The sequence below is a fragment of the Cupriavidus numazuensis genome (genome assembly GCF_905397435.1).
Taxonomy (GTDB): Bacteria; Pseudomonadota; Gammaproteobacteria; order Burkholderiales; family Burkholderiaceae; genus Cupriavidus; species Cupriavidus numazuensis.
Genome location: NZ_CAJPVI010000044.1, coordinates 28,240 through 46,998, shown reverse-complemented (window position 1 = coordinate 46,998; position 18,759 = coordinate 28,240). Strand labels below are relative to the sequence as shown.

Here is an 18,759-nt window from a genome sequence, read left to right as displayed (position 1 = left end):
GCTCAGGCCGCCTCGGCCCGTGCCAGCCACGCGCGCCATCCGCCCCAATTGGTGATGTCGGTCGCGCCCGACACCCCTGCCGGCTCGCAGATAAAGCCCGTCACCTCGGCACCATCCGCCAGCAGCGTGCGCCCAATGCCCAGCGGCGCCGGAATGCCCGCGACGAAGCTGCCGAACTGCGTCTGCGGCAACTCCCAGACTTCCACCTCGATCGCCGCGCCGCCCTCGGCCACGCGCACCAGCCCCGGCCGGCGCGGGCCTTCGCCGCCCAGCGCATAGAACCGGTAGCACGGCGCCGTGCGCGTGCGCGCGACGAGTCGGGCGCCGCGGTCGGCGAGCTGGTGGTGCAATGGCTGGCCTTGCAGGTGTGCGCCGCACACGGCCACGCGGATCTGGCCGGAGGGCACGGCAGCGGGGACTGCGCAACCTTGCGGCATTGGCCTGCCCGTCGCCCCAAGCGTCGCTTCGCGACCCTGCAGCGCCTGCTGCCAGCGGCGTGCCAGCCGCAGCAGCGGTACGTCCTGCTGCGCGGGCGCCACCACGGTGACGCCAAACGGCAGGCCGCGCGCGGTAAAGCCCGCAGGCACCGCAATGCCGGTGTAGTCGAGCAGGTTCATGAAGTTGGTGAAACGGCCGAGTTCACTGTTCAGCCCGAGCGGGTCCGCCAGCATGGCCGCGATGGTCGGATGCTGCGGCACCGTCGGCAGCAGCATGGCATCCACCTGCCCCCATGCCGCATCGCACCGGCGCCGCAGTTCGCGCAGTCGATACGCCGCGGCAAAGGCATCGGCGGCCAGCGGTGCCGCGCCGCCGAGCGTGATCTGCCGCGTGACCGGAAACACGGCCTCCGGGTTCGCGTCGATGAAGGCGCGGATGGCCTGGTAACGCTCGGCCACCCATGGCCCTTCGTAGAGCAGGCGCGCGGTCTCCAGGAACGGAGCGATGTCGATCTCCACCAGCTCCGCGCCAAGGCTGCGTGCATGATCAAGTGCCTGCGTCCAGGCCTCGGCATAATCAGGCGCCAGGTTGCCCAACGCTTGAAGCGCCGGCACGCCCACGCGGAAGGACGGCGCGCCGCCGAAATCGAAGCCATGTGGCAAGGCCTTGCACGAGAACGCGTCGGCTTCGTCAAACCCGTGCGCCGCGGCGAAGACGCGGTGCGCATCGTCCGCAGTTAAGGCAAAGATTGACGCGGTATCGAGCGAGCGGCACGCCGGCACGATGCCGGACGCCGACAACAGTCCACAGGTCGGCTTGAGCCCCACGAGGTTGTTGAACGCGGCCGGCACGCGGCCCGATCCCGCGGTGTCCGTCCCGAGCGCGAAGCTCACGTGGCCGAGCGCCACTGCCACCGCCGAGCCCGAACTGGAGCCTCCCGACACGTAGTCCGGATCGAACGCATTGCGGCACGCACCATAAGGCGAGCGCGTGCCGTTCAGCCCGGTCGCGAACTGATCGAGGTTGGTCTTGCCGACGGCAATCGCGCCGGCATCGATGAGCCGCTGCACGACAAACGCGCTCTGCTGCGGCACATAGGCGTAGTCGGGACATGCTGCCGTGGTCGGGCAACCGGCCAGGTCGATGTTGTCCTTGATTGCGAACGGAATGCCATAGAGCGGCAGCGTCGCGGGATCGCGCGCCATCAGCGCGCGGGCGCGCTCGCGCAACTGTCCTGCATCGAGCCGGTGAATCCATGCATGGTGCGGATCCTCGCCCGTGGCAGCGATCACCGCTTCGACGACATCGAGCGGCGTACGCCTGCCACTGCGATAGTCGTCCTGCAGCGAGGCGATATCCAGCGAAAACGGCACGGTGCGAGCGGGCGTATTCATGCTGCCACCTCGCTTGCCGTATCGGCGCAGACCTGCACGGCATCCGGCACGACGACCGCCACCTCCTGCCCCGCGCCGACCGGCGCACCTTCGGCGCAGCCAAGATGCCACACGGTGCCCGAACATGGGGCCACCACAGCGAACTCCATTTTCATCGACTCGACCACGACGAGCGTGTCGCCCGCTTCGACGCTGCTGCCGGGCTGCACCAACACCTTCCAGACACTGCCGGGCACGGCGCTGCAGACCGCGCGTGCACCGTCCGGACGCTCGCCCGCATCATCTGCAGCGGATGCAGCCGCGACCGGCTCGTCCACATGCTCGGCCTGTCCCGCCAGGCGCCACCGCTCGCGCTCGGCTGCAAACGCCGACTGCTGGCGCACGCGGAACGCGGCGATGTCGCCGGCATTCTCCTCGAGCAGGCGCTGATGGTCACGCATGGAAAAGCGCCCCGCTTCAATGCGCACCGGATAGCGGCCCGCCGGGAAATCCTTGCGGATCTGCAGCAGTTCGTCCTCGCCGACCGGGTAGAAGCGGATCGTATCGAAGCAGCGCAGCAGCCACGGCTTGCCGGCTTCGAACGCTGGCGCGCCGCTGTCGGCATCGCGCCAGCGGTTCCACATCTGCAGCGTGCGGCCCACGAACTGGTAGCCGCCGGGCCCTTCCATGCCGTACACGCACATGTATGCGCCACCGATGCCTACGGCATTCTCCGGCGTCCAGGTGCGCGCCGGGTTGTACTTCGTCGTCACGAGCCGATGGCGCGGATCGAGCGGCGTCGCGACCGGCGCGCCCAGGTAGACATCGCCGAGGCCTAGCACGAGATAGCTGGCCGAGAACACGATGTCTTTCACGGCCTCAATGCTGTCGAGTCCGTTGATGCGCTGGATGAACTCGATATTGCTCGGGCACCATGGCGCATCGGGGCGCACGGACTGCATGTACTTGTCGATGGCCAGCCGCGTCGCGCTGTCGTCCCACGAGAGCGGCAGCCACACCGTGCGCGACGGCACCGAGAGATCGTCCGTGTCGCCCAGCGCATTGTCGGCCTGCACGATGGCATCGACCAGCCCACCGCGTTCCATCCGCGCGGGATCGAAATGAATCTGCAGCGAGCGGATGCCGGGCGTCAGGTCGACAATGCCAGGCAATCCGAGCGCCTGCACAGCCGCATGCAATGCATGAATACGCATGCGCAGGCCGATGTCGAGCTGCGCCTCGCCCAGTTCCACGAGCAGATAGCGGTCGCCGGCCTGCCGCACGACCAGCGCCGGACGGCCCGACGCCGCCGGCCGGGCCAGTACCACGGGCGATTCGGGCGATGCCGACGCCAGCTCGGGGGCGCACTGCGGCGCGAGCGTGCGCACCAGCGCGTCCTGTGTCGCGTGCAGTGCAGCAGCTTCCGACTGCGCGATGCGCCGGAATCGCACTTTGGCGCCCGGGCGCAGCTGTCCGAGCTTCCACCGCTCGGCCGCGGCCACCACGGCCGGGCACACGAAGCCGCCGAGGCTGGGGCCGTCGGGGCCGAGGATCACCGGCATATCGCCGGTGAAATCGATCGCCCCGATCGCATACGCGTTGTCGTGGATATTGGACGGATGCAGGCCCGCTTCACCACCATCGGGCCGTGCCCATTGCGGCTTGGGGCCGATCAGGCGAACGCCCGTGCGGCTCGAGTTGTAGTGGACCTCCCACTCGGCGGCGAAGAACGCATCGATATCGGCGTCGGTGAAGAAATCCGGTGCGCCATGCGGGCCGTACAGCACGCCAATGTCCCATGCCTGCCCTGCCTGCGGGAAAGCTGGCACCGCTTCGGCCGCCAGCGCGGACGGTTCCTCTTCCACATCCGCGCCGATATGGAGCACGTCGCCCACGCGCAGCGTGCGTCCGCCATGGCCGCCGAACTGGCCCAGCGTGAACGTGGAGCGGCTGCCGAGGTAATGCGGCACGTCGAGGCCGCCACGCACGGCCAGGTACGCGCGGCTGCCATGCGCGGGCGCCGCGCCGATCGCCAGCGTGCTGCCGGCCGGCACGCGATGCGCCATCCACGGCGCGAGTGGCTTGCCGTCGAGCATCAGCGGCAACGGCGCGCCGCACACCGCGATCACGGCCTCGCGCCAGAAGCGCAGCGTCGGGCCGCCCAGCGTGCATTCGAGGCCCGCGGCATGCGCGGCATTGCCGACGAGGCGGTTGGCCAGCCGCAGCGACTGGTCGTCCATGGGACCCGACGGCGGCACGCCCACGTCCCAGTAGCCGAGGCGGCCCGGCCAGTCCTGCACGGTGGTCTGCACGCCGGCATCGAGCACTTCCATGGCATCCGGCACGAAATGCAGTTGGCCCAGCGAACGTGTGACGATGCGACCGTTGACGAAATCCTCGCTCGCGGCGACGTCGCGCAGGTAGCGCAGGTTGGTTTCAATGCCACCGACGCGGCAGGCGGCGAGTGCGCGCTGGAGCCGCTGCACGGCATCCGCGCGGTCGACACCGGTCACGATCAGCTTGGCGAGCATGGGATCGTAGTGGGCCGGCACTTCGGTGCCGGCGGCCACCCAGCTTTCGACGCGAATGTCGTCGGGAAACGCCACTTCGGTCAGCAAGCCGGCGCTCGGCTGGAAATTGCGCGCCGGGTCTTCGGCATAAAGCCGTACCTGAATCGATGCACCGCGCGGTGCGGGTGCTTCCAGCGCAAGCGCATCACCACGCGCAAGCCGCACCATCCATGCGACGAGGTCGACGCCAGTGACCTGCTCGGTCACGCCATGCTCGACCTGCAGCCGCGTGTTCACCTCGAGGAAATAGAACGCGCCCGTGTCGGCATCGAGCACGAATTCCACCGTGCCAGCCGAGCGGTAGCTGACGGCACGGCCAAGCCGCACGGACGCCGCCATCAGTGCGTCGCGTGTAGCGGCGTCCAGCCCCGGCGCCGGCGTTTCCTCGATCACCTTCTGGTTACGGCGCTGTGCGGAACAATCGCGCTCGCCGAGCGCCACCACATTGCCACAGCCGTCGCCAAACAACTGCACCTCGATATGGCGCGCGCGCTCGACGAACTTTTCCAGGAACAGCCCGGCGTCCTTGAAGTTGGCGCGCGCGAGCCGCTCCACGGCTTCGAACGCAGGCACCAGCTCCGCCTCGCTACGCACCAGCCGCATGCCGATGCCACCGCCGCCCGCGCTGCTCTTGAGCATGACCGGATAGCCGATGCGCGCGGCTTCCGTGCGGGCGTGGTCCAGGCCATCAAGCAAGCCGCTGCCCGGCAGCAGCGGCACGTCATGCTGCTCCGCCAGCGCGCGGGCCGTGTGCTTCAGGCCGAATGCGCGCATCTGGTCGGGCGTCGGGCCGATGAACGCGATGCCGGCCGCTTCGCAATCCTGCGCGAAGCCGGGGTTCTCGGACAGGAAGCCATAGCCCGGGTGGATGGCGCCTGCGCCGGTAGCGCGCGCGGCCTCAAGCAATCTTGCTGCATCGAGATAGCTCTGTGCGGCGGGCGCCGGGCCGATGCATACCGCCTCATCCGCCATGGCGACGTGTGCGGACTCGGCATCGGCTTCGGAATACACGGCGACGGAACGCAGGCCCAGTTCGCGCAGCGTGCGGATGATGCGGCAGGCAATGGCGCCGCGGTTGGCAATCAGGACGGTGTCAAAGCGCGGCGCGGGCGTGCCGGCGCCGAAGGCTGGAGTGGAATTCGCGGACATGGGGGTGTTCCCTCTCGATGTCGGGCAGGTCGTCCTGCCGGTTGCGTATCGGCCACGGGTCGTCCCGCGGCGGCGCCAATGGAGTGGAGTTGGCGCGAGAGGAAGGTGTCAGGCGCCGGCGGCGTCCCAGACGATGAACTCGACCGGCGTCGGGTCGTAGCCGTTGCACGGGTTGTTGAGCTGCGGGCAGTTCGAGACCAGCATCCACACATCCATGTGGGCGCGCAGTTCCACATACTTGCCCGGCCCCGATACGCCATCGGCAAAGTGCAGCGAACCATCGGCCGTCACCGGCACATTCATGAAGAAATTGACGTTGGGCACGAGATCGCGCTTGCCCAGCCCCACGTCGGCCTGCGCCATCGCCAGAAGGTAGTTGTCGCGGCACGAGTGCATGAACTTCTTCTGCAGCGCGTAGCGCACGGTGTTGCTTTCGGCCGCACACGCGCCGCCGAGCGTGTCATGCCGGCCGCAGGTGTCGGCGACGATGGTCAGCATCGGGTTGCCAAGGTTCGACACCAGCGCCGAGCCGGTGGTCAAATAGATGCCGCCCTGCCGCAGCAGCGTATCGGTGGCGCTGTAGTGCTCGGCCACGTCATGGCGGTTGTAGAACAGCACGTCGGCCGCCTGGTTGCCGAGCAGGTCGACGATGCGCACGGTCTGGCCGGCACGGATCTCGGCCAGCCATGGCTCACCGGCGGGCTGGCGATGGCGCAAGGCGGCGGCAGCCGGATCAAGCAGGCTGGTGTGTGGCACGAAGGCGCTTGCCTCGGCGGGCATGGTCATGGAAGGGGTCATGGTCCGGTTCAGGAAAGGGCAAATACGTCGGCGTTATGCAGGGCCCGCGCGCATTCCGGCCGGAAGCCGCGGCAGAAGTCGTCGGCCGGCGCAGGGCCGGAGCGCCACGCGGCAACGCCGATGGCGCCGGGCTGATAGCCATCGCGCGGATCAAGCGGATGCGGCGCGGTAGAAATGGCGATCACCAGGTCCATCTCGCAGCGCAGTTCGACGCTGCTGCCGCGCACGGAGCGCGCGGCATCGAACGCGAAGCGCCCTTGCTCGTCGACCGCCACCTTGCTGAACAGGTTGACCGGCGCAATCAGGTCGCGCGCGGTCAGCCCGTACTTGCCGGCTTCGATCAGCAGGCCGTCCCTGCCCGAGCGATGCATGGCATTGCGATGCGCTTCGAAGCGGCATTCCCCGTACTTGTCGCGCATGCGCGCGGTGTCGAGCACCGCACCGAACGGGTCGTGCCAGCCGAGCGTGTCGTGCGTGACGGACACCATGGCGCGGCCCATATCGCTCATCAGCACATGGCCGCGCGTGAAGTGGGCCGTGTGCAGCGCCTTGCAGGTGTCCGGCGTGCTGTAGCGTTCAAGCTTGTCATGGGCGGCGTACAGCACCACCGAGCAGTTGGCACGCTCGCCGAGCGCCGCGAAGCGCAGCGACGTGCCGCGTGTCACGCGCCAGCTCCAGTGGCCGCCGCCGGGCACGATTTCGCTCCACAGCACGCGCGTGGCGGGCAGATCCGCCGCAAAGCGCTGCCAGTGAGCAGCGGCGTCGACAGGCGCGAGAGACGGCGGGTTGTCGAGGGTATGGTCGGGGTGGGACATCGATGGTCTCCTTGGGAATCGTTGCGGGTCGGTCCGGATGTCAGGCCGCGCGCGCCTCGCGCGAAAGCTGTTCAAGCAGTTCGAGGTCGGTCTGCATGCCGGACGTCGCGCGGATGCGGGCGAGGATGTCGCGCTTGAGCTGCAGGAATTCGGGCGAGTGCTTCATGTCCTGCGAGCGCTGCGCTGGCAGCGGCACGTCGTAGATGGTGTCGATGCGGCCGGGCCGCGGCGCCATCAGCACCACGCGCTGGCCCAGGTAGATGGCTTCCTCGACATCGTGGGTCACGAACACGATCGTGGTCCGCTCGAGCCGGTGCACATGCAGGATCAGGTCGTGCATGACCTCGCGCGTCTGCGCGTCGAGCGCGCCGAACGGCTCGTCCATCAGCAGCACGCGCGGGCGGCTCATCAGTGCGCGAGCAATCGCCACGCGCTGCTGCATGCCGCCGGAAAGCTGGCCCGGATAATGGCTGGCCACGTGCGCGAGGCCCATCAGTTGCAGCAGTGCATCGGCACGGCCGGAAGCCGCTTCCACATCGGCGCTGGTGCGGTTGCGTGCAAACAGGCTCAGGCGGCGGCAGAAACGGATGTTCTCGGCAACAGTCAGCCACGGGTACAGGCTGTAGTGCTGGAACACCATGGCGCGCTCCGGCGCGGGGCCCGCGATGGCATGGCCGTCGCACTGCAGCGCGCCGGCGTCATGTGTTTCCAGGCCGGCCAGCGTGCGCAGCAGCGTCGACTTGCCGCAGCCCGACGCGCCCACGAGCGTGACGAAGCCGTTCTCGGGCACGTCGAGGCTCACGTCCTGCAAGGCAGGCTGGCCGTTGCGCGGGCCGTAGAACTTCCACACGCCGCGCGCGCTGAGCTTGGGTTGGGATGTTGCGTTCATGATCAGCGTCCCGCGTAGAGATAGGGAAAGGCGAGCCGGTGCAGGCGGCGCATGAGCTGATCGATCGCCAGCCCGATCACGCCGATCAGCAGGATGCCCGCGAAGATCTTGTCGGTCTGCAGGAAGCGCTGCGCCTTGAGGATGGCAAAGCCCAGCCCGGAACTGGCGGCGACCAGTTCCGCCACGACGAGGTAGGTCCAGGCCCAACCCATGGTGACGCGCAGCGTGTCCAGCAGCGCCGGCTTGGCCGACGGCACGATCACGTGCTGGATGATCTCGCCGCGCGTGGCGCCCATGGTCTGCGCGGCTTCGACCTGCGCCATCGGCACGCGGCGCACGTCCTCGGCCACCATCAGCACCATCTGGAAGAACGTGCCGATAAAGATGATCGCGACCTTGGCGCCTTCGTCGATGCCGACCCACACCATGACCAGCGGGATGAACGCGACCGCAGGCATGTAGCGGATGAAATCGGTCAGCGGCTCCAGCAGCGCCTGCACCGTGCGGAAGCTGCCGATCAGCAGGCCGAGCGGCAGTGCGAGCAACGCCGACAGTGCCCAGCCCGCGAGCACGCGCGCCGTGCTGATGGCGATATCGCCAGCCAGGTCGTCATCGAAGGCCCATTCGCGCAGGCGCGCCACGATGGCAGCCGGCCCTGGCATGAAGACGGGATCCACCCATCCGCTCGCGGCCAGCAGTGCCCAGCCTAGCAAGGGCAGAATCAGGCCGGCACCGACGAGCAGTGCCACGCGCCGCGCGGGCAGCGCAGTACGCAATTGCCACCAGGGCTTCGGCACGTCGATCCATTGCGGCTCGCGCGGATCGGACGCAGTGGCTGACGTCATGGGCAACGGCGCAGCGAGGGCGCTTTCGTCTTGCATGGCGGCCCTCATTTCAGTGCCTCGGCCAGCAGCGTGGCATCGACGCCGCGCGTCGCGTCCGGCTTGCCGTCGAGCAGCTTGTTGTCGTGCAGGAACGCGGCAATGGTCGGCGCCACGGCCTGCAGCGAAGCCGGCTGCGCGGCGTCGAACGCGGCGCGGTTGGCGCTGGCGTCGAAGAAGCGCGTGCCGGGCAGGAAGACCTTGTAGTCGTCCGCCTTCATGCCGACCACCTTGGCCATGATCGCGGCCGCCTCGGCAGGTTGTTCGCGGATGAAGCGTTCCGCGTCGAACCATGCGCGGATCATGCCGACCAGGTCCTTGCGGTGGCTGGCGATGGCTTTCTGCTGCGCGACCAGCAGGTCGGGCACCAGGCCCGGCATGTCGGCCGAGGTGAACAGCGCGCGGCCCTTGCCGCTCTTCACGATACGGTCGATCCACGGGTTCCACACCACGGCGGCATCGACGCGGCCCATCATGAAGGCGGCAGCGGCATCGCCGGCGGACAGGTTGACGATCTTCACGTCGGCGGGCTTGAGCCCGGCCTTGGCCAGCGCCGTCACGAGCACGAAATGCGAGATGCTGTACTGCTCGAGCGCGACGGTCTTGCCCTTGAGATCGGCGACGGCGCGGATCTTCGCGCTCGCGACCAGCGCGTCGTTGCCGGCCGAGTTGTCGTTGACGAGCACGGCCTTAACGGGCACGCCCTTGGCGAGCGGACCGAGGGTATCGGACCAGCTCTGCGAATTCGCGTCGAGCTGGCCCGACGACAACGCGGCGATGGAATCGCTGTAGTTGGCGAACCAGACCAGCTTGACGTCCGCGCCGTGCTTGCCGAAGTAGCCCTTCTGCTGCGCGACGTACCAAGCTACCCAGCCGGGCCAGTCGGACACGCCGACACGGATCTCTGCGCGCGCGGGGCCGCTCGCGACAAGGGAAAGGCTCAGCGCCAGGCCGATCAGCGCGGCATGCAGGCGTCTGGCAAGGGGGAATGCGGACAACGCGGAAAGCGCGGACAACGGGCGGGACATGGGGCGGCTCCATTCGATCGGTGACAAAAAGGCAGGGAAGACACCTCGCAACGAAGTGAACCTCCCGGGCTTTTGTCCCGCCGTGGAGCCTGGACGCGGTCGAGCGCGCCTGAGGCCGGTTGCTCTTGGACCAGGCATCGCGCGCAGCGCGACCGGAACCCTAGCGACCCTTCGGTGAGCGATGATGCATCGCTTCCCTGGTCACTATTCAGCAAGGGGTGTGCCAGCGATCAGGCATGCCCGGCGCACCGCCAGCGTGCATGCAGTGCATGGGAATGGGCACGCAGACGCTGCGCGGCGGTGCAGTGGACCCCGCCGCGCACAGTATTCGGGCATGCGCCCGCGCCTTGGAACTTCCTAGTCTTCGGAAGCCAGGGCCCGGTTGATCCGCAATGCCAGCAGCGTGCAGAAGGTGCCGGACAGCAGGTAGGCGCTGACCGCAATCAGCCCGAACTTGGCGGACAACCCCAGCGCCACCAGCGGCGCGAAGGCCGCGCCGAACAGCCACGCGAAATCCGTGGTCAGTGCAGCGCCGGTATAGCGGTAGCGGCGTTCGAAATTGGACGTGACCGCGCCCGCCGCCTGCCCATACGACAGGCCAAGCAGGCCAAAGCCGATCAGGATGAACAGGTCCTGCGCCAGCGGCCCCCCCCCCATCAGCAGCGGCGCGAACAGTGCGAACACGCCGATCAGCACCGCCATGGTCCCGAGCGTGGTGCGTCGCCCGATCTTGTCGGCGATGCGGCCCGAGGCAATGGTGCTCAGGATGCCGATGAACGCGCCGGCCACTTGCACGGTCAGGACGTCGGTGATCGGCTGGGTCTGATGCAGTTCCACCCAGGACAGCGGGAACACCGTGACCAGGTGGAACAGCGCAAAGCTGGCCAGCGCGGCGAAGGCGCCGAGGAAGATGTTGTAGTCCTGCTTGCTGATGAGCTCCACGGTGCTGATCGGCTCCAGCTCGTCCTCGTCCAGCAGTTGGGTGTACTCGTGCGTCACCACCAGCCGCAGCCGCGCGAACAGCGCCACCACGTTGATGGCGAAGGCGACATAGAACGGATAGCGCCAGCCCCACTCCAGGAACTCGCCGCGGTCCAGGCTCAGGTTCAGGAACAGGAACAGTGAGCCGGCGACGATGAAGCCGGTGGGCGCGCCGAGTTGCCCCATCATCGCGTACCAGCCGCGCCGCTCGGGCGGCGCGTTCAGTGCCAGCAGCGACGGCAGCCCGTCCCACGAACCACCGAAGGCAATGCCCTGCAGCGCGCGGAACACGGCCAGCAGCACGATGGCGGTGTGGCCCAGCGTGGCATATCCGGGCAGGAAGGCAATGCCCACCGTGGCCGTACCAAGCAGGAACAGCGCCGCCGTCAGCTTGATGCCGCGCCCCCAGCGCCGCTGGATGCGCATGAACAGCGCCGTGCCGAACGGCCGCGCGACAAAGGCCAGCGAGAAAACCGAGAACGAGTAGAGCAGCGCGTCGAGCCGGTCGGCATAGGGAAAGTACACCGTCGGGAAAACCAGCACCGACGCAATGCCGTAGACGAAGAAGTCGAAGTACTCGGATGCGCGGCCAATCACGACGCCGGTGGCGATTTCCGCGGGCGCGATATGCGTGGCCCCGGGCGCCGGAGGTGCAGAAGGAGACGCACGATGCTGGTGGGTCATGCTGGCCATCCGTATACCTCCAATGGAGAATCGGGGCTCATCAGGAATTTGGAATTTGCTTCCCGTCGATTGCCCCTGAGCGCCTAAACTGCCATAGTTGCTCTGAACAGTCTAAGTCACGTACGCTTAAGCGTACAGGATGGCAACAGAGGACCCAAGCCTATGCGATCCGACCGTGCGACGATGGCAGTAGTGCGCGCGCTGCGCTGGACCATCCTGGTTCCGGCAGCGGCGGCCCTTTGTGGATGCAGTGCCGTGCTGATGTCGCCGGGCGGCGACCTGGCCGTCCAGCAGCGCAACCTGATCCTGATCTCCACAGGATTGATGCTGCTGATCATCGTGCCGGTGATCGTGCTGACCTTGCTGTTCGCGTGGCGCTACCGGGACTCGAACCCCGGCGCGCCCTACAACCCCGACTGGGACCACTCCACGGTGCTGGAACTGCTGATCTGGTCGGCACCGCTCTTGATCATCATCGCGCTGGGCGCGGTCACCTGGGTCAGCACCCACAAGCTCGATCCGTACCGCCCGATCGAGCGGCTCGATCCGCAGCGGGCCGTGCCCGCCGATGCGCAACCGCTGACGGTCGAGGTAGTTGCACTCGACTGGAAGTGGCTCTTTCTATACCCGGAGCAGGGCATCGCCACCGTCAACGAAGTGGCCGCGCCGGTGGACCGCCCCATCCGCTTCCGCATCACGGCCTCCACCGTGATGAATTCCTTCTTCATCCCGTCGCTGGCCGGCCAGGTATATGCCATGCCAGGCATGGAAACCAAGCTGCATGCGGTGATGAACCGGCCCGGCGAGTATGAAGGTTTCTCCGCCAACTACAGCGGTGCGGGCTTCTCCCACATGCGTTTCCGCTTCCACGGCATGAGCCATGACGACTTCGACCGCTGGGTCCAGCGCGTGAAGAACAGCGGCACCCCGCTGTCGCGCGACGGCTATGTGCAGCTCGAACAGCCCAGTGAGCGCGATCCCGTGCGCCACTACGGGAGCGTCGCGCCCGACCTGTTCGACGCCATCCTGAACCGCTGCGTGCGCGCCGGACAGGTGTGCACCAAGGACATGATGGCCATGGACGCACGCCGCCAGGCGGGCGGCGCGCTCGGCGCCGTCTGCACCGCCAGCAATACGCCGAAAGCGCCGTTCGATCCGGCCGCTCCGTACAGCGAACGCAGTGCGGTAGCGCTGCAGTAGCACGTAGCAGAACCGGGTTGCAATCGCCCCGAAAGACCGAAAGACCTACACCCTGGCCCTGGAGGACAACATGCAGGAGCGATCCGAACTCGCCACGCTTATCTTCGGCCGCCTGAGTTGGGAGGCCATACCGCTGCACGAGCCGATCCTGCTGGGCACCTTCATCGTCGTGGTCATTGGCGGACTGGTGTTGCTGGGCGCGGTGACTTACTTCCGCCTGTGGGGCTATCTGTGGCGCGAGTGGTTCACCAGCATCGACCACAAAAAGATCGGCATCATGTACGTAATCCTCGGCATCATCATGCTGCTGCGGGGTTTCGCCGATGCCGTCATGATGCGCATGCAGCAGTCGGTGGCCTTCGGCGACAACCCGGGCTTCCTGCCACCGCACCACTATGACCAGATCTTCACCGCGCACGGCGTGATCATGGTCATCTTTGTCGCCATGCCGCTGGTGACGGGGCTGATGAACTTCGTGGTGCCGCTGCAGATCGGCGCTCGCGACGTGGCCTTTCCCTTCCTCAACAACTTCAGCTTCTGGATGACCACCGGCGGCGCGGTGCTGGTGATGATGTCGCTGTTCGTCGGCGAGTTCGCGCGCACCGGGTGGCTCGCCTATCCACCGCTGTCGGGCATCGTCCATAGCCCGGACGTTGGCGTCGATTATTACCTCTGGTCATTGCAGGTTGCGGGGGTCGGGACAGTGCTATCGGGCATCAACCTGATGGTCACCATCGTCAAGATGCGCGCGCCCGGCATGACGCTGATGCGCATGCCGATCTTCACCTGGACCGCGCTGTGCACCAACGTGCTGATCGTGGCCGCGTTCCCGGTGCTGACCGCAGCGCTGGCCATGCTGGCACTGGACCGCTACCTGGGCATGAACTTCTTCACGGCCGATCTTGGCGGCAGCGCCATGATGTACGTGAACCTGATCTGGATCTGGGGACACCCCGAGGTGTACATCCTCGTGCTGCCCGTGTTCGGCGTGTTTTCCGAAGTGGTCTCCACGTTCTGCCAGAAGCGGCTGTTCGGCTACGCGTCGATGGTCTATGCCACGGTCGTGATCACGGTGCTGTCCTACCTGGTCTGGCTGCACCACTTCTTCACGATGGGATCGGGGGCGAGCGTCAACTCGTTCTTCGGCATCACCACCATGATCATCTCGATCCCGACCGGGGCGAAGCTGTTCAACTGGCTGTTCACGATGTACCACGGCCGCATCCGCTTCGAAGTGCCGATGCTGTGGACGGTCGGCTTCATGGTCACCTTCGTGATTGGCGGCATGACCGGCGTGCTGCTCGCGGTGCCGCCCGCCGACTTCTCGCTGCACAACAGCCTGTTCCTGATCGCCCACTTCCACAACGTGATCATCGGCGGCGTGCTGTTCGGGCTGATGGCCGGCATCACGTACTGGTTCCCGAAGGCATTCGGCTACAAGCTCGATCCGTTCTGGGGCAAGTGCTCGTTCTGGTTCTGGCTGGTGGGCTTCTATTTCGCGTTCATGCCGCTGTATGTGCTTGGCATGAAGGGCGTGACCCGCCGCATGAGCCATTTCGAAGACCCGTCGCTGCAAGTCTGGTTCCTGCTCGCGGCGTTCGGCGCGTTCCTGATCGCGCTCGGTATCGGCTGCTTCCTGATCCAGCTCGTAGTGAGCTTCATGCACCGCGAAGCGCTGCGCGACGTCACCGGCGACCCCTGGAATGGCCGCACGCTGGAATGGTCTACGTCATCGCCGCCGCCCGCCTACAACTTCGCCTTCACGCCGATCGTCCATGACACCGACGCCTGGTGGCAGATGAAGGCGCACGGCTTCCAGCGCCCGGCGCAGGGCTTCATACCGATCCACATGCCGAAGAACACCGGCGCGGGCATCATCCTGGCGGGGCTCAGCACCGTGTGCGGCTTTGCGTTGATCTGGCATATCTGGTGGCTGGTTGTGCTGGCGTTCGCCGCCACGATCATCACGGCCATCGTGCATACCTTCAACTACAAGCGCGACTACTACATCCCGGCCGATACGGTCGGCAACACGGAGGCGGCGCGTTCGGCGCTGCTGGCACGCCATGCCTGATACGACTGCCTCCTTCCCCGCCGGCCGCGCGCAGGCCGTCCCGTCCGCCCCGCCGCACGCCACGCAGTCGGGCCATGGCACCGACGAGGGCGAACTGCGCTTCTACATGACCAGCGAGTACCACGCGCCCAACGGCACGTTGCTCGGGTTCTGGGTCTACCTGATGAGCGACTGCCTCATCTTCGCCTGCCTGTTCGCGGCCTATGGCGTGCTCGGCCGCAGCTACGCGGGCGGCCCGACCGGCGCCGAGCTGTTCGACCTGCCGCTGGTGGCGCTGAACACCTCGTTCCTGCTGCTGTCATCGATCACGTACGGCTTCGCGATGCTGCAGATGCAGCAGGGCCGCGTCGGTGGCACGCAAGGCTGGCTGGCCATCACCGGCGTGCTGGGCGCCTGCTTCCTTGGCGTGGAAATCTACGAGTTCGTCCACCTGGTCGGCGAAGGCGCGGGGCCGTGGCGCAGCGGCTTCCTGACCTCGTTCTTCTCGCTGGTCAGCACGCACGGGCTGCACGTGACCTTCGGCACCATCTGGCTCATCACGCTGATGCTGCAGGTGCGGCTGCATGGGCTGATCCCCGAGAACCGCCGCCGCCTGATGTGCCTGTCGATGTTCTGGCACTTCCTGGACGTGGTCTGGATCGGCGTCTTCACCTTTGTCTACCTGATGGGAGTGCTGCCATGAGTGCATCGGACCACACGCTCGCCCATGGCCATGACGGCCACGAGGGGCATGATGGGCATGGCCATGACGACAGTCACATCCACATCTCGATGAGCGGCTACGTGACGGGCTTCGTGCTGTCGGTGATCCTGACCACGATCCCGTTCTGGCTGGTCATGGGGAAAGTCTTCGAGAAGTCGAGCACCACCGCGCTCGTGCTGCTGGCGCTCGGGGCCGTGCAGATCGTCGTGCACATGATCTATTTCCTGCACATGAACGCCAAGTCCGAGGGCGGCTGGAACATGCTGGCGCTGATGTTCACGCTGGTGCTGGTGGTGATCACGCTGAGCGGCACGCTGTGGGTCATGTTCCACCTGAATTCGAACATGATGCCGGGGATGGAGCGCTGACGGCACCGGCGACAGACTTCAAGGTACCCAAAGGCGCCCCCTGGGCGCCTTTTTCGTCATATAACGCAATGTTTCCTGAAATCATCAGCGATTTCAGCAACAAATGCCAAGGCATTGTCATTAATCTGCCCGCTCTTTGCTGTTAAGCGGGTGGCCATTGCCTGGCCCTTCCCGCCCCTGCCCGCGTCAACCTCCACGAGATGACATTTCGCGTTCCGGCCATGACCTGGCCGCGCACGCGTTTTGGCCGGAACAGCAAAGCTCACTGCGCCGCATCGCCCCACAAGGGCGGCGCGGCCTTCTGATGAACGGAGACAACGACACATGAGTGCAAATTCAGAGCATTTGCAGCGCGGGCTCGGCGAACGCCATATCCGCCTGATGGCATTGGGATCGGCCATTGGCGTAGGGCTCTTCCTGGGATCGGCTAATGCCATCAAGATGGCCGGGCCGGCCATCATGCTGGCCTACCTGATCGGCGGCGCGATGATCTTCCTGATCATGCGCGCGCTCGGCGAAATGGCCGTGCACAACCCGGTCGCGGGTTCGTTCTGCCGCTACGCGCAGGATCATATGGGCCCGCTGGCCGGCTACCTGACCGGCTGGAACTACTGGTTCCTGTGGCTTGTGACCTGCGTGGCCGAGATCACGGCCGTGGCCATCTACATGGGCGTCTGGTTCCCCGACGTGCCGCGCTGGATCTGGGCACTCGCCGCGCTGACCACGATGGGCTCGGTCAACTTGCTGACGGTCAAGGCCTACGGCGAGTTCGAGTTCTGGTTCGCCATGATCAAGATCGTGACCATCGTGCTGATGCTGTTCGGCGGCGGCGCGATGATCGTGTTCGGCCTGGGCAATGGTGGCATCGCCACGGGTATCAGTAACCTGTGGGCGCACGGCGGCTTCATGCCCAATGGCGCCAGCGGCGTGCTGATGTCGCTGCAGATGGTGATGTTCGCGTACCTGGGCGTGGAGATGATCGGCCTGACCGCCGGCGAAGCGAAGAACCCGCGCAAGTCGATCCCGGACGCGATCAATTCGGTGTTCTGGCGCATCCTGATCTTCTACGTCGGCGCGCTGTTCGTGATCCTGTCGCTCTATCCGTGGAACGAGATCGGCGCGCAGGGCAGCCCGTTCGTGATGACGTTCGAGCGCCTCGGCATCAAGACCGCGGCCGGCATCATCAACTTCGTCGTGCTGACCGCCGCGCTGTCGTCATGCAACGGCGGCATCTTCAGCACGGGCCGCATGCTCTACAACCTGGCCCAGCAAGGGCAGGCCCCGGCGGCATTCGCCCAGGTCGACCGCAACGGCGTGCCGCGCCGCGCGCTGCTGGTCTCGATCGGCGCGCTGCTGTGCGGCGTGCTGCTGAACTACCTTGTGCCCGAGAAGGTGTTCGTCTGGGTGACGTCGATCTCGACCTTCGGCGCGATCTGGACCTGGGCCATCATCCTTGTCACGCAGATGCAGTTCCGCAAGAACCTGTCGGCGGCCGAGCGCGACAAGCTGGCGTTCCGCATGCCGTTCTGGCCGTATGGCTCGTGGATTGCGCTGGCCTTCCTGGCGCTGGTCATTGCGCTGATGGCTTATTTCCCGGACACGCGCATCGCCCTGTACGTCGGCCCGGCCTGGCTGGTGCTGCTGACGGTGCTGTACTACCGTCTTGGCATGCAGGCTCGCGGCCCGGTTACTTACCAGGCCTGACCGGCATTCCCGGCGGGTGCGCCAGCGGACGCCCGCCGCTACAATGGCCCCCGGGCAATCCATCGCCAGGGGGCCAGATGTCCGAACTCTACGCCGCGCCGCGCCGCCATGACGGGGCGCTCGACCCAGACGCACGCCGTGGCGGCGTGACTGCCGCAAGAGCCAACTCGGCGGAAGATGCCGTCGCACGCGCAGCGGCCGTGGCCGATACGGTCGCGCGCACCGCGGTCGAGCAGGCGGACCTCGCCATGCGCCACTGGACCGACCCCACGCCGGGTCCGGTACGGATCGGCTCCGCGCAGCATCTGCGCATGTTCAGCAACATGCTGCTGCAGACCCACAATCCCTATAAACCGGCCGTGATCGAATGGCCGACGCTGTCGCCCGACGCGCTCGCGCGCGTGACCTCGCTGCCGATCTGGGACATTGCCGTGCAGACCGAGGGCCGCGCCTCGATCCGCGTGAAGACCTTTGCCGAAACCGTCACCGACCCCCTGCTGCGCAGCGCGCTGGACATGGACGGCGGCGAGGAGGCGCGCCACAAGGTTGTACTGTCGAAGCTGGTCGAGGCCTATGGCATTCCGCTCGCGCCGGAACCCGACTACCCGCCGCCGGACGACCCCGAATGGGGCTGGCTCGTGACCGGCTACAGCGAATGCATCGACAGCTTCTTCGCGTTTGGCCTGTTCGCCATGGCCAAACGCTCGGGCTATTTCCCGGCCGAGCTGGTCGAGACGTTCGAGCCGGTGATCCAGGAGGAAGGCCGGCACATCCTCTTCTTCGTCAACTGGGCCGCGTGGTATCGGCGCAACCTGCCCTGGTGGCGCCGGCCGCTGTTTGCGCTCAAGGTGGCGCGCGTGTGGGCGTTCCTGATCTGGGAGCGCATCGGCATTGCGCGCGGGATCGACGCAGATGGCGTCGCGCAGGATGCCAATTTCACGATGAACGGCTCCGAAGCGCTCGGCGATTCGCTGTCGCCGGGCACCATGATCGACCTGTGCCTGGCCGAGAACGACCGGCGCATGGCCGGCTACGACGAACGATTGTTGCGGCCCGAAACCGTGCCGCGTCTGGCGCGGTTCGCGCGCCGCTTCGTAAAGTGAT

General features: G+C 66.7%; 14 protein-coding genes and 1 riboswitch. Of the genes, 6 read left to right on the top strand and 8 right to left on the bottom strand.

The genetic code is table 11. The features are described 5' to 3' along the window. Positions 1-2: 2 nt before the first annotated feature. The 8 genes from atzF to KHO41_RS28945 all read right to left on the bottom strand — a co-directional run bounded on the left by atzF (position 3) and on the right by KHO41_RS28945 (position 11,615). Entirely contained in the window at positions 3-1,832 is a 1,830-nt protein-coding gene (atzF, locus tag KHO41_RS28980) for an allophanate hydrolase (RefSeq protein ID WP_211956682.1), read from the bottom strand. Further along, positions 1,829-5,530 (bottom strand): urea carboxylase, encoded by a 3,702-nt coding sequence (gene uca / locus KHO41_RS28975; RefSeq protein ID WP_211956681.1) that lies wholly within the window; start codon positions 5,528-5,530, stop codon positions 1,829-1,831. Before uca ends, atzF begins: the two co-directional genes overlap by 4 nt. Before the next feature lie 108 nt (positions 5,531-5,638). Continuing rightward, positions 5,639-6,328: an urea amidolyase associated protein UAAP2 gene (locus tag KHO41_RS28970; RefSeq protein ID WP_211956680.1), complete on the bottom strand. Its 690-nt coding sequence runs from the start codon at positions 6,326-6,328 to the stop codon at positions 5,639-5,641. Between the two features lie 8 nt (positions 6,329-6,336). Then, positions 6,337-7,143, bottom strand: a complete 807-nt coding sequence (locus KHO41_RS28965) for an urea amidolyase associated protein UAAP1 (RefSeq protein ID WP_244874080.1) — start codon at positions 7,141-7,143, stop codon at positions 6,337-6,339. A gap of 40 nt (positions 7,144-7,183) precedes the next feature. Then, positions 7,184-8,032 carry an ABC transporter ATP-binding protein gene (locus tag KHO41_RS28960; protein WP_211956679.1) on the bottom strand — a complete coding sequence of 283 codons (849 nt, stop codon included), beginning with the start codon at positions 8,030-8,032 and terminating at the stop codon, positions 7,184-7,186. A 2-nt stretch (positions 8,033-8,034) separates the two neighbouring features. Continuing rightward, positions 8,035-8,913: an ABC transporter permease gene (locus KHO41_RS28955; RefSeq protein ID WP_244874079.1), complete on the bottom strand. Its 879-nt coding sequence runs from the start codon at positions 8,911-8,913 to the stop codon at positions 8,035-8,037. Positions 8,914-8,921: 8 nt separating this feature from the next. Then, positions 8,922-9,941: an ABC transporter substrate-binding protein gene (locus KHO41_RS28950; RefSeq protein ID WP_211956677.1), complete on the bottom strand. Its 1,020-nt coding sequence runs from the start codon at positions 9,939-9,941 to the stop codon at positions 8,922-8,924. A gap of 59 nt (positions 9,942-10,000) precedes the next feature. After that, positions 10,001-10,116, bottom strand: a riboswitch (guanidine-I (ykkC/yxkD leader). A 182-nt stretch (positions 10,117-10,298) separates the two neighbouring features. Beyond that, the gene (locus tag KHO41_RS28945; protein WP_211956676.1) at positions 10,299-11,615 is read right to left on the bottom strand and encodes an MFS transporter; all 1,317 of its coding nucleotides are present in this window, start codon (positions 11,613-11,615) and stop codon (positions 10,299-10,301) included. Between the two features lie 174 nt (positions 11,616-11,789). Here KHO41_RS28945 and cyoA point away from each other — a divergent pair, with 174 nt between their 5' ends. From cyoA to KHO41_RS28915, 6 genes are all read left to right on the top strand, one after another. Beyond that, positions 11,790-12,806, top strand: coding sequence for a ubiquinol oxidase subunit II (cyoA, locus tag KHO41_RS28940; protein ID WP_244874083.1), 1,017 nt, complete (start codon positions 11,790-11,792; stop codon positions 12,804-12,806). Positions 12,807-12,876: 70 nt separating this feature from the next. Further along, positions 12,877-14,880 (top strand): cytochrome o ubiquinol oxidase subunit I, encoded by a 2,004-nt coding sequence (cyoB, locus tag KHO41_RS28935; protein ID WP_211956674.1) that lies wholly within the window; start codon positions 12,877-12,879, stop codon positions 14,878-14,880. Continuing rightward, positions 14,873-15,562, top strand: a complete 690-nt coding sequence (gene cyoC / locus KHO41_RS28930) for a cytochrome o ubiquinol oxidase subunit III (protein ID WP_376989913.1) — start codon at positions 14,873-14,875, stop codon at positions 15,560-15,562. Before cyoB ends, cyoC begins: the two co-directional genes overlap by 8 nt. After that, positions 15,559-15,951: a cytochrome o ubiquinol oxidase subunit IV gene (gene cyoD, locus KHO41_RS28925; RefSeq protein WP_211956673.1), complete on the top strand. Its 393-nt coding sequence runs from the start codon at positions 15,559-15,561 to the stop codon at positions 15,949-15,951. Before cyoC ends, cyoD begins: the two co-directional genes overlap by 4 nt. A gap of 324 nt (positions 15,952-16,275) precedes the next feature. Continuing rightward, positions 16,276-17,655 (top strand): amino acid permease, encoded by a 1,380-nt coding sequence (locus KHO41_RS28920; protein ID WP_211956672.1) that lies wholly within the window; start codon positions 16,276-16,278, stop codon positions 17,653-17,655. A 248-nt stretch (positions 17,656-17,903) separates the two neighbouring features. Further along, positions 17,904-18,758 (top strand): ferritin-like domain-containing protein, encoded by an 855-nt coding sequence (locus tag KHO41_RS28915; protein WP_211956704.1) that lies wholly within the window; start codon positions 17,904-17,906, stop codon positions 18,756-18,758. Position 18,759 lies beyond the last annotated feature (1 nt).

Bases quoted from the DNA above. Each gene is read 5' to 3' on its own strand.
- atzF (WP_211956682.1), bottom strand. From the start codon at position 1,832: ATGAATACGCCCGCTCGCACCGTGCCGTTTTCGCTGGATATCGCCTCG.
- uca (WP_211956681.1), bottom strand. From the start codon at position 5,530: ATGTCCGCGAATTCCACTCCAGCCTTCGGCGCCGGCACGCCCGCGCCG.
- KHO41_RS28970 (WP_211956680.1), bottom strand. From the start codon at position 6,328: ATGACCCCTTCCATGACCATGCCCGCCGAGGCAAGCGCCTTCGTGCCA.
- KHO41_RS28965 (WP_244874080.1), bottom strand. From the start codon at position 7,143: ATGTCCCACCCCGACCATACCCTCGACAACCCGCCGTCTCTCGCGCCT.
- KHO41_RS28960 (WP_211956679.1), bottom strand. From the start codon at position 8,032: ATGAACGCAACATCCCAACCCAAGCTCAGCGCGCGCGGCGTGTGGAAG.
- KHO41_RS28955 (WP_244874079.1), bottom strand. From the start codon at position 8,913: ATGCAAGACGAAAGCGCCCTCGCTGCGCCGTTGCCCATGACGTCAGCC.
- KHO41_RS28950 (WP_211956677.1), bottom strand. From the start codon at position 9,941: ATGTCCCGCCCGTTGTCCGCGCTTTCCGCGTTGTCCGCATTCCCCCTT.
- KHO41_RS28945 (WP_211956676.1), bottom strand. From the start codon at position 11,615: ATGGCCAGCATGACCCACCAGCATCGTGCGTCTCCTTCTGCACCTCCG.
- cyoA (WP_244874083.1), top strand. From the start codon at position 11,790: ATGGCAGTAGTGCGCGCGCTGCGCTGGACCATCCTGGTTCCGGCAGCG.
- cyoB (WP_211956674.1), top strand. From the start codon at position 12,877: ATGCAGGAGCGATCCGAACTCGCCACGCTTATCTTCGGCCGCCTGAGT.
- cyoC (WP_376989913.1), top strand. From the start codon at position 14,873: ATGCCTGATACGACTGCCTCCTTCCCCGCCGGCCGCGCGCAGGCCGTC.
- cyoD (WP_211956673.1), top strand. From the start codon at position 15,559: ATGAGTGCATCGGACCACACGCTCGCCCATGGCCATGACGGCCACGAG.
- KHO41_RS28920 (WP_211956672.1), top strand. From the start codon at position 16,276: ATGAGTGCAAATTCAGAGCATTTGCAGCGCGGGCTCGGCGAACGCCAT.
- KHO41_RS28915 (WP_211956704.1), top strand. From the start codon at position 17,904: ATGCGCCACTGGACCGACCCCACGCCGGGTCCGGTACGGATCGGCTCC.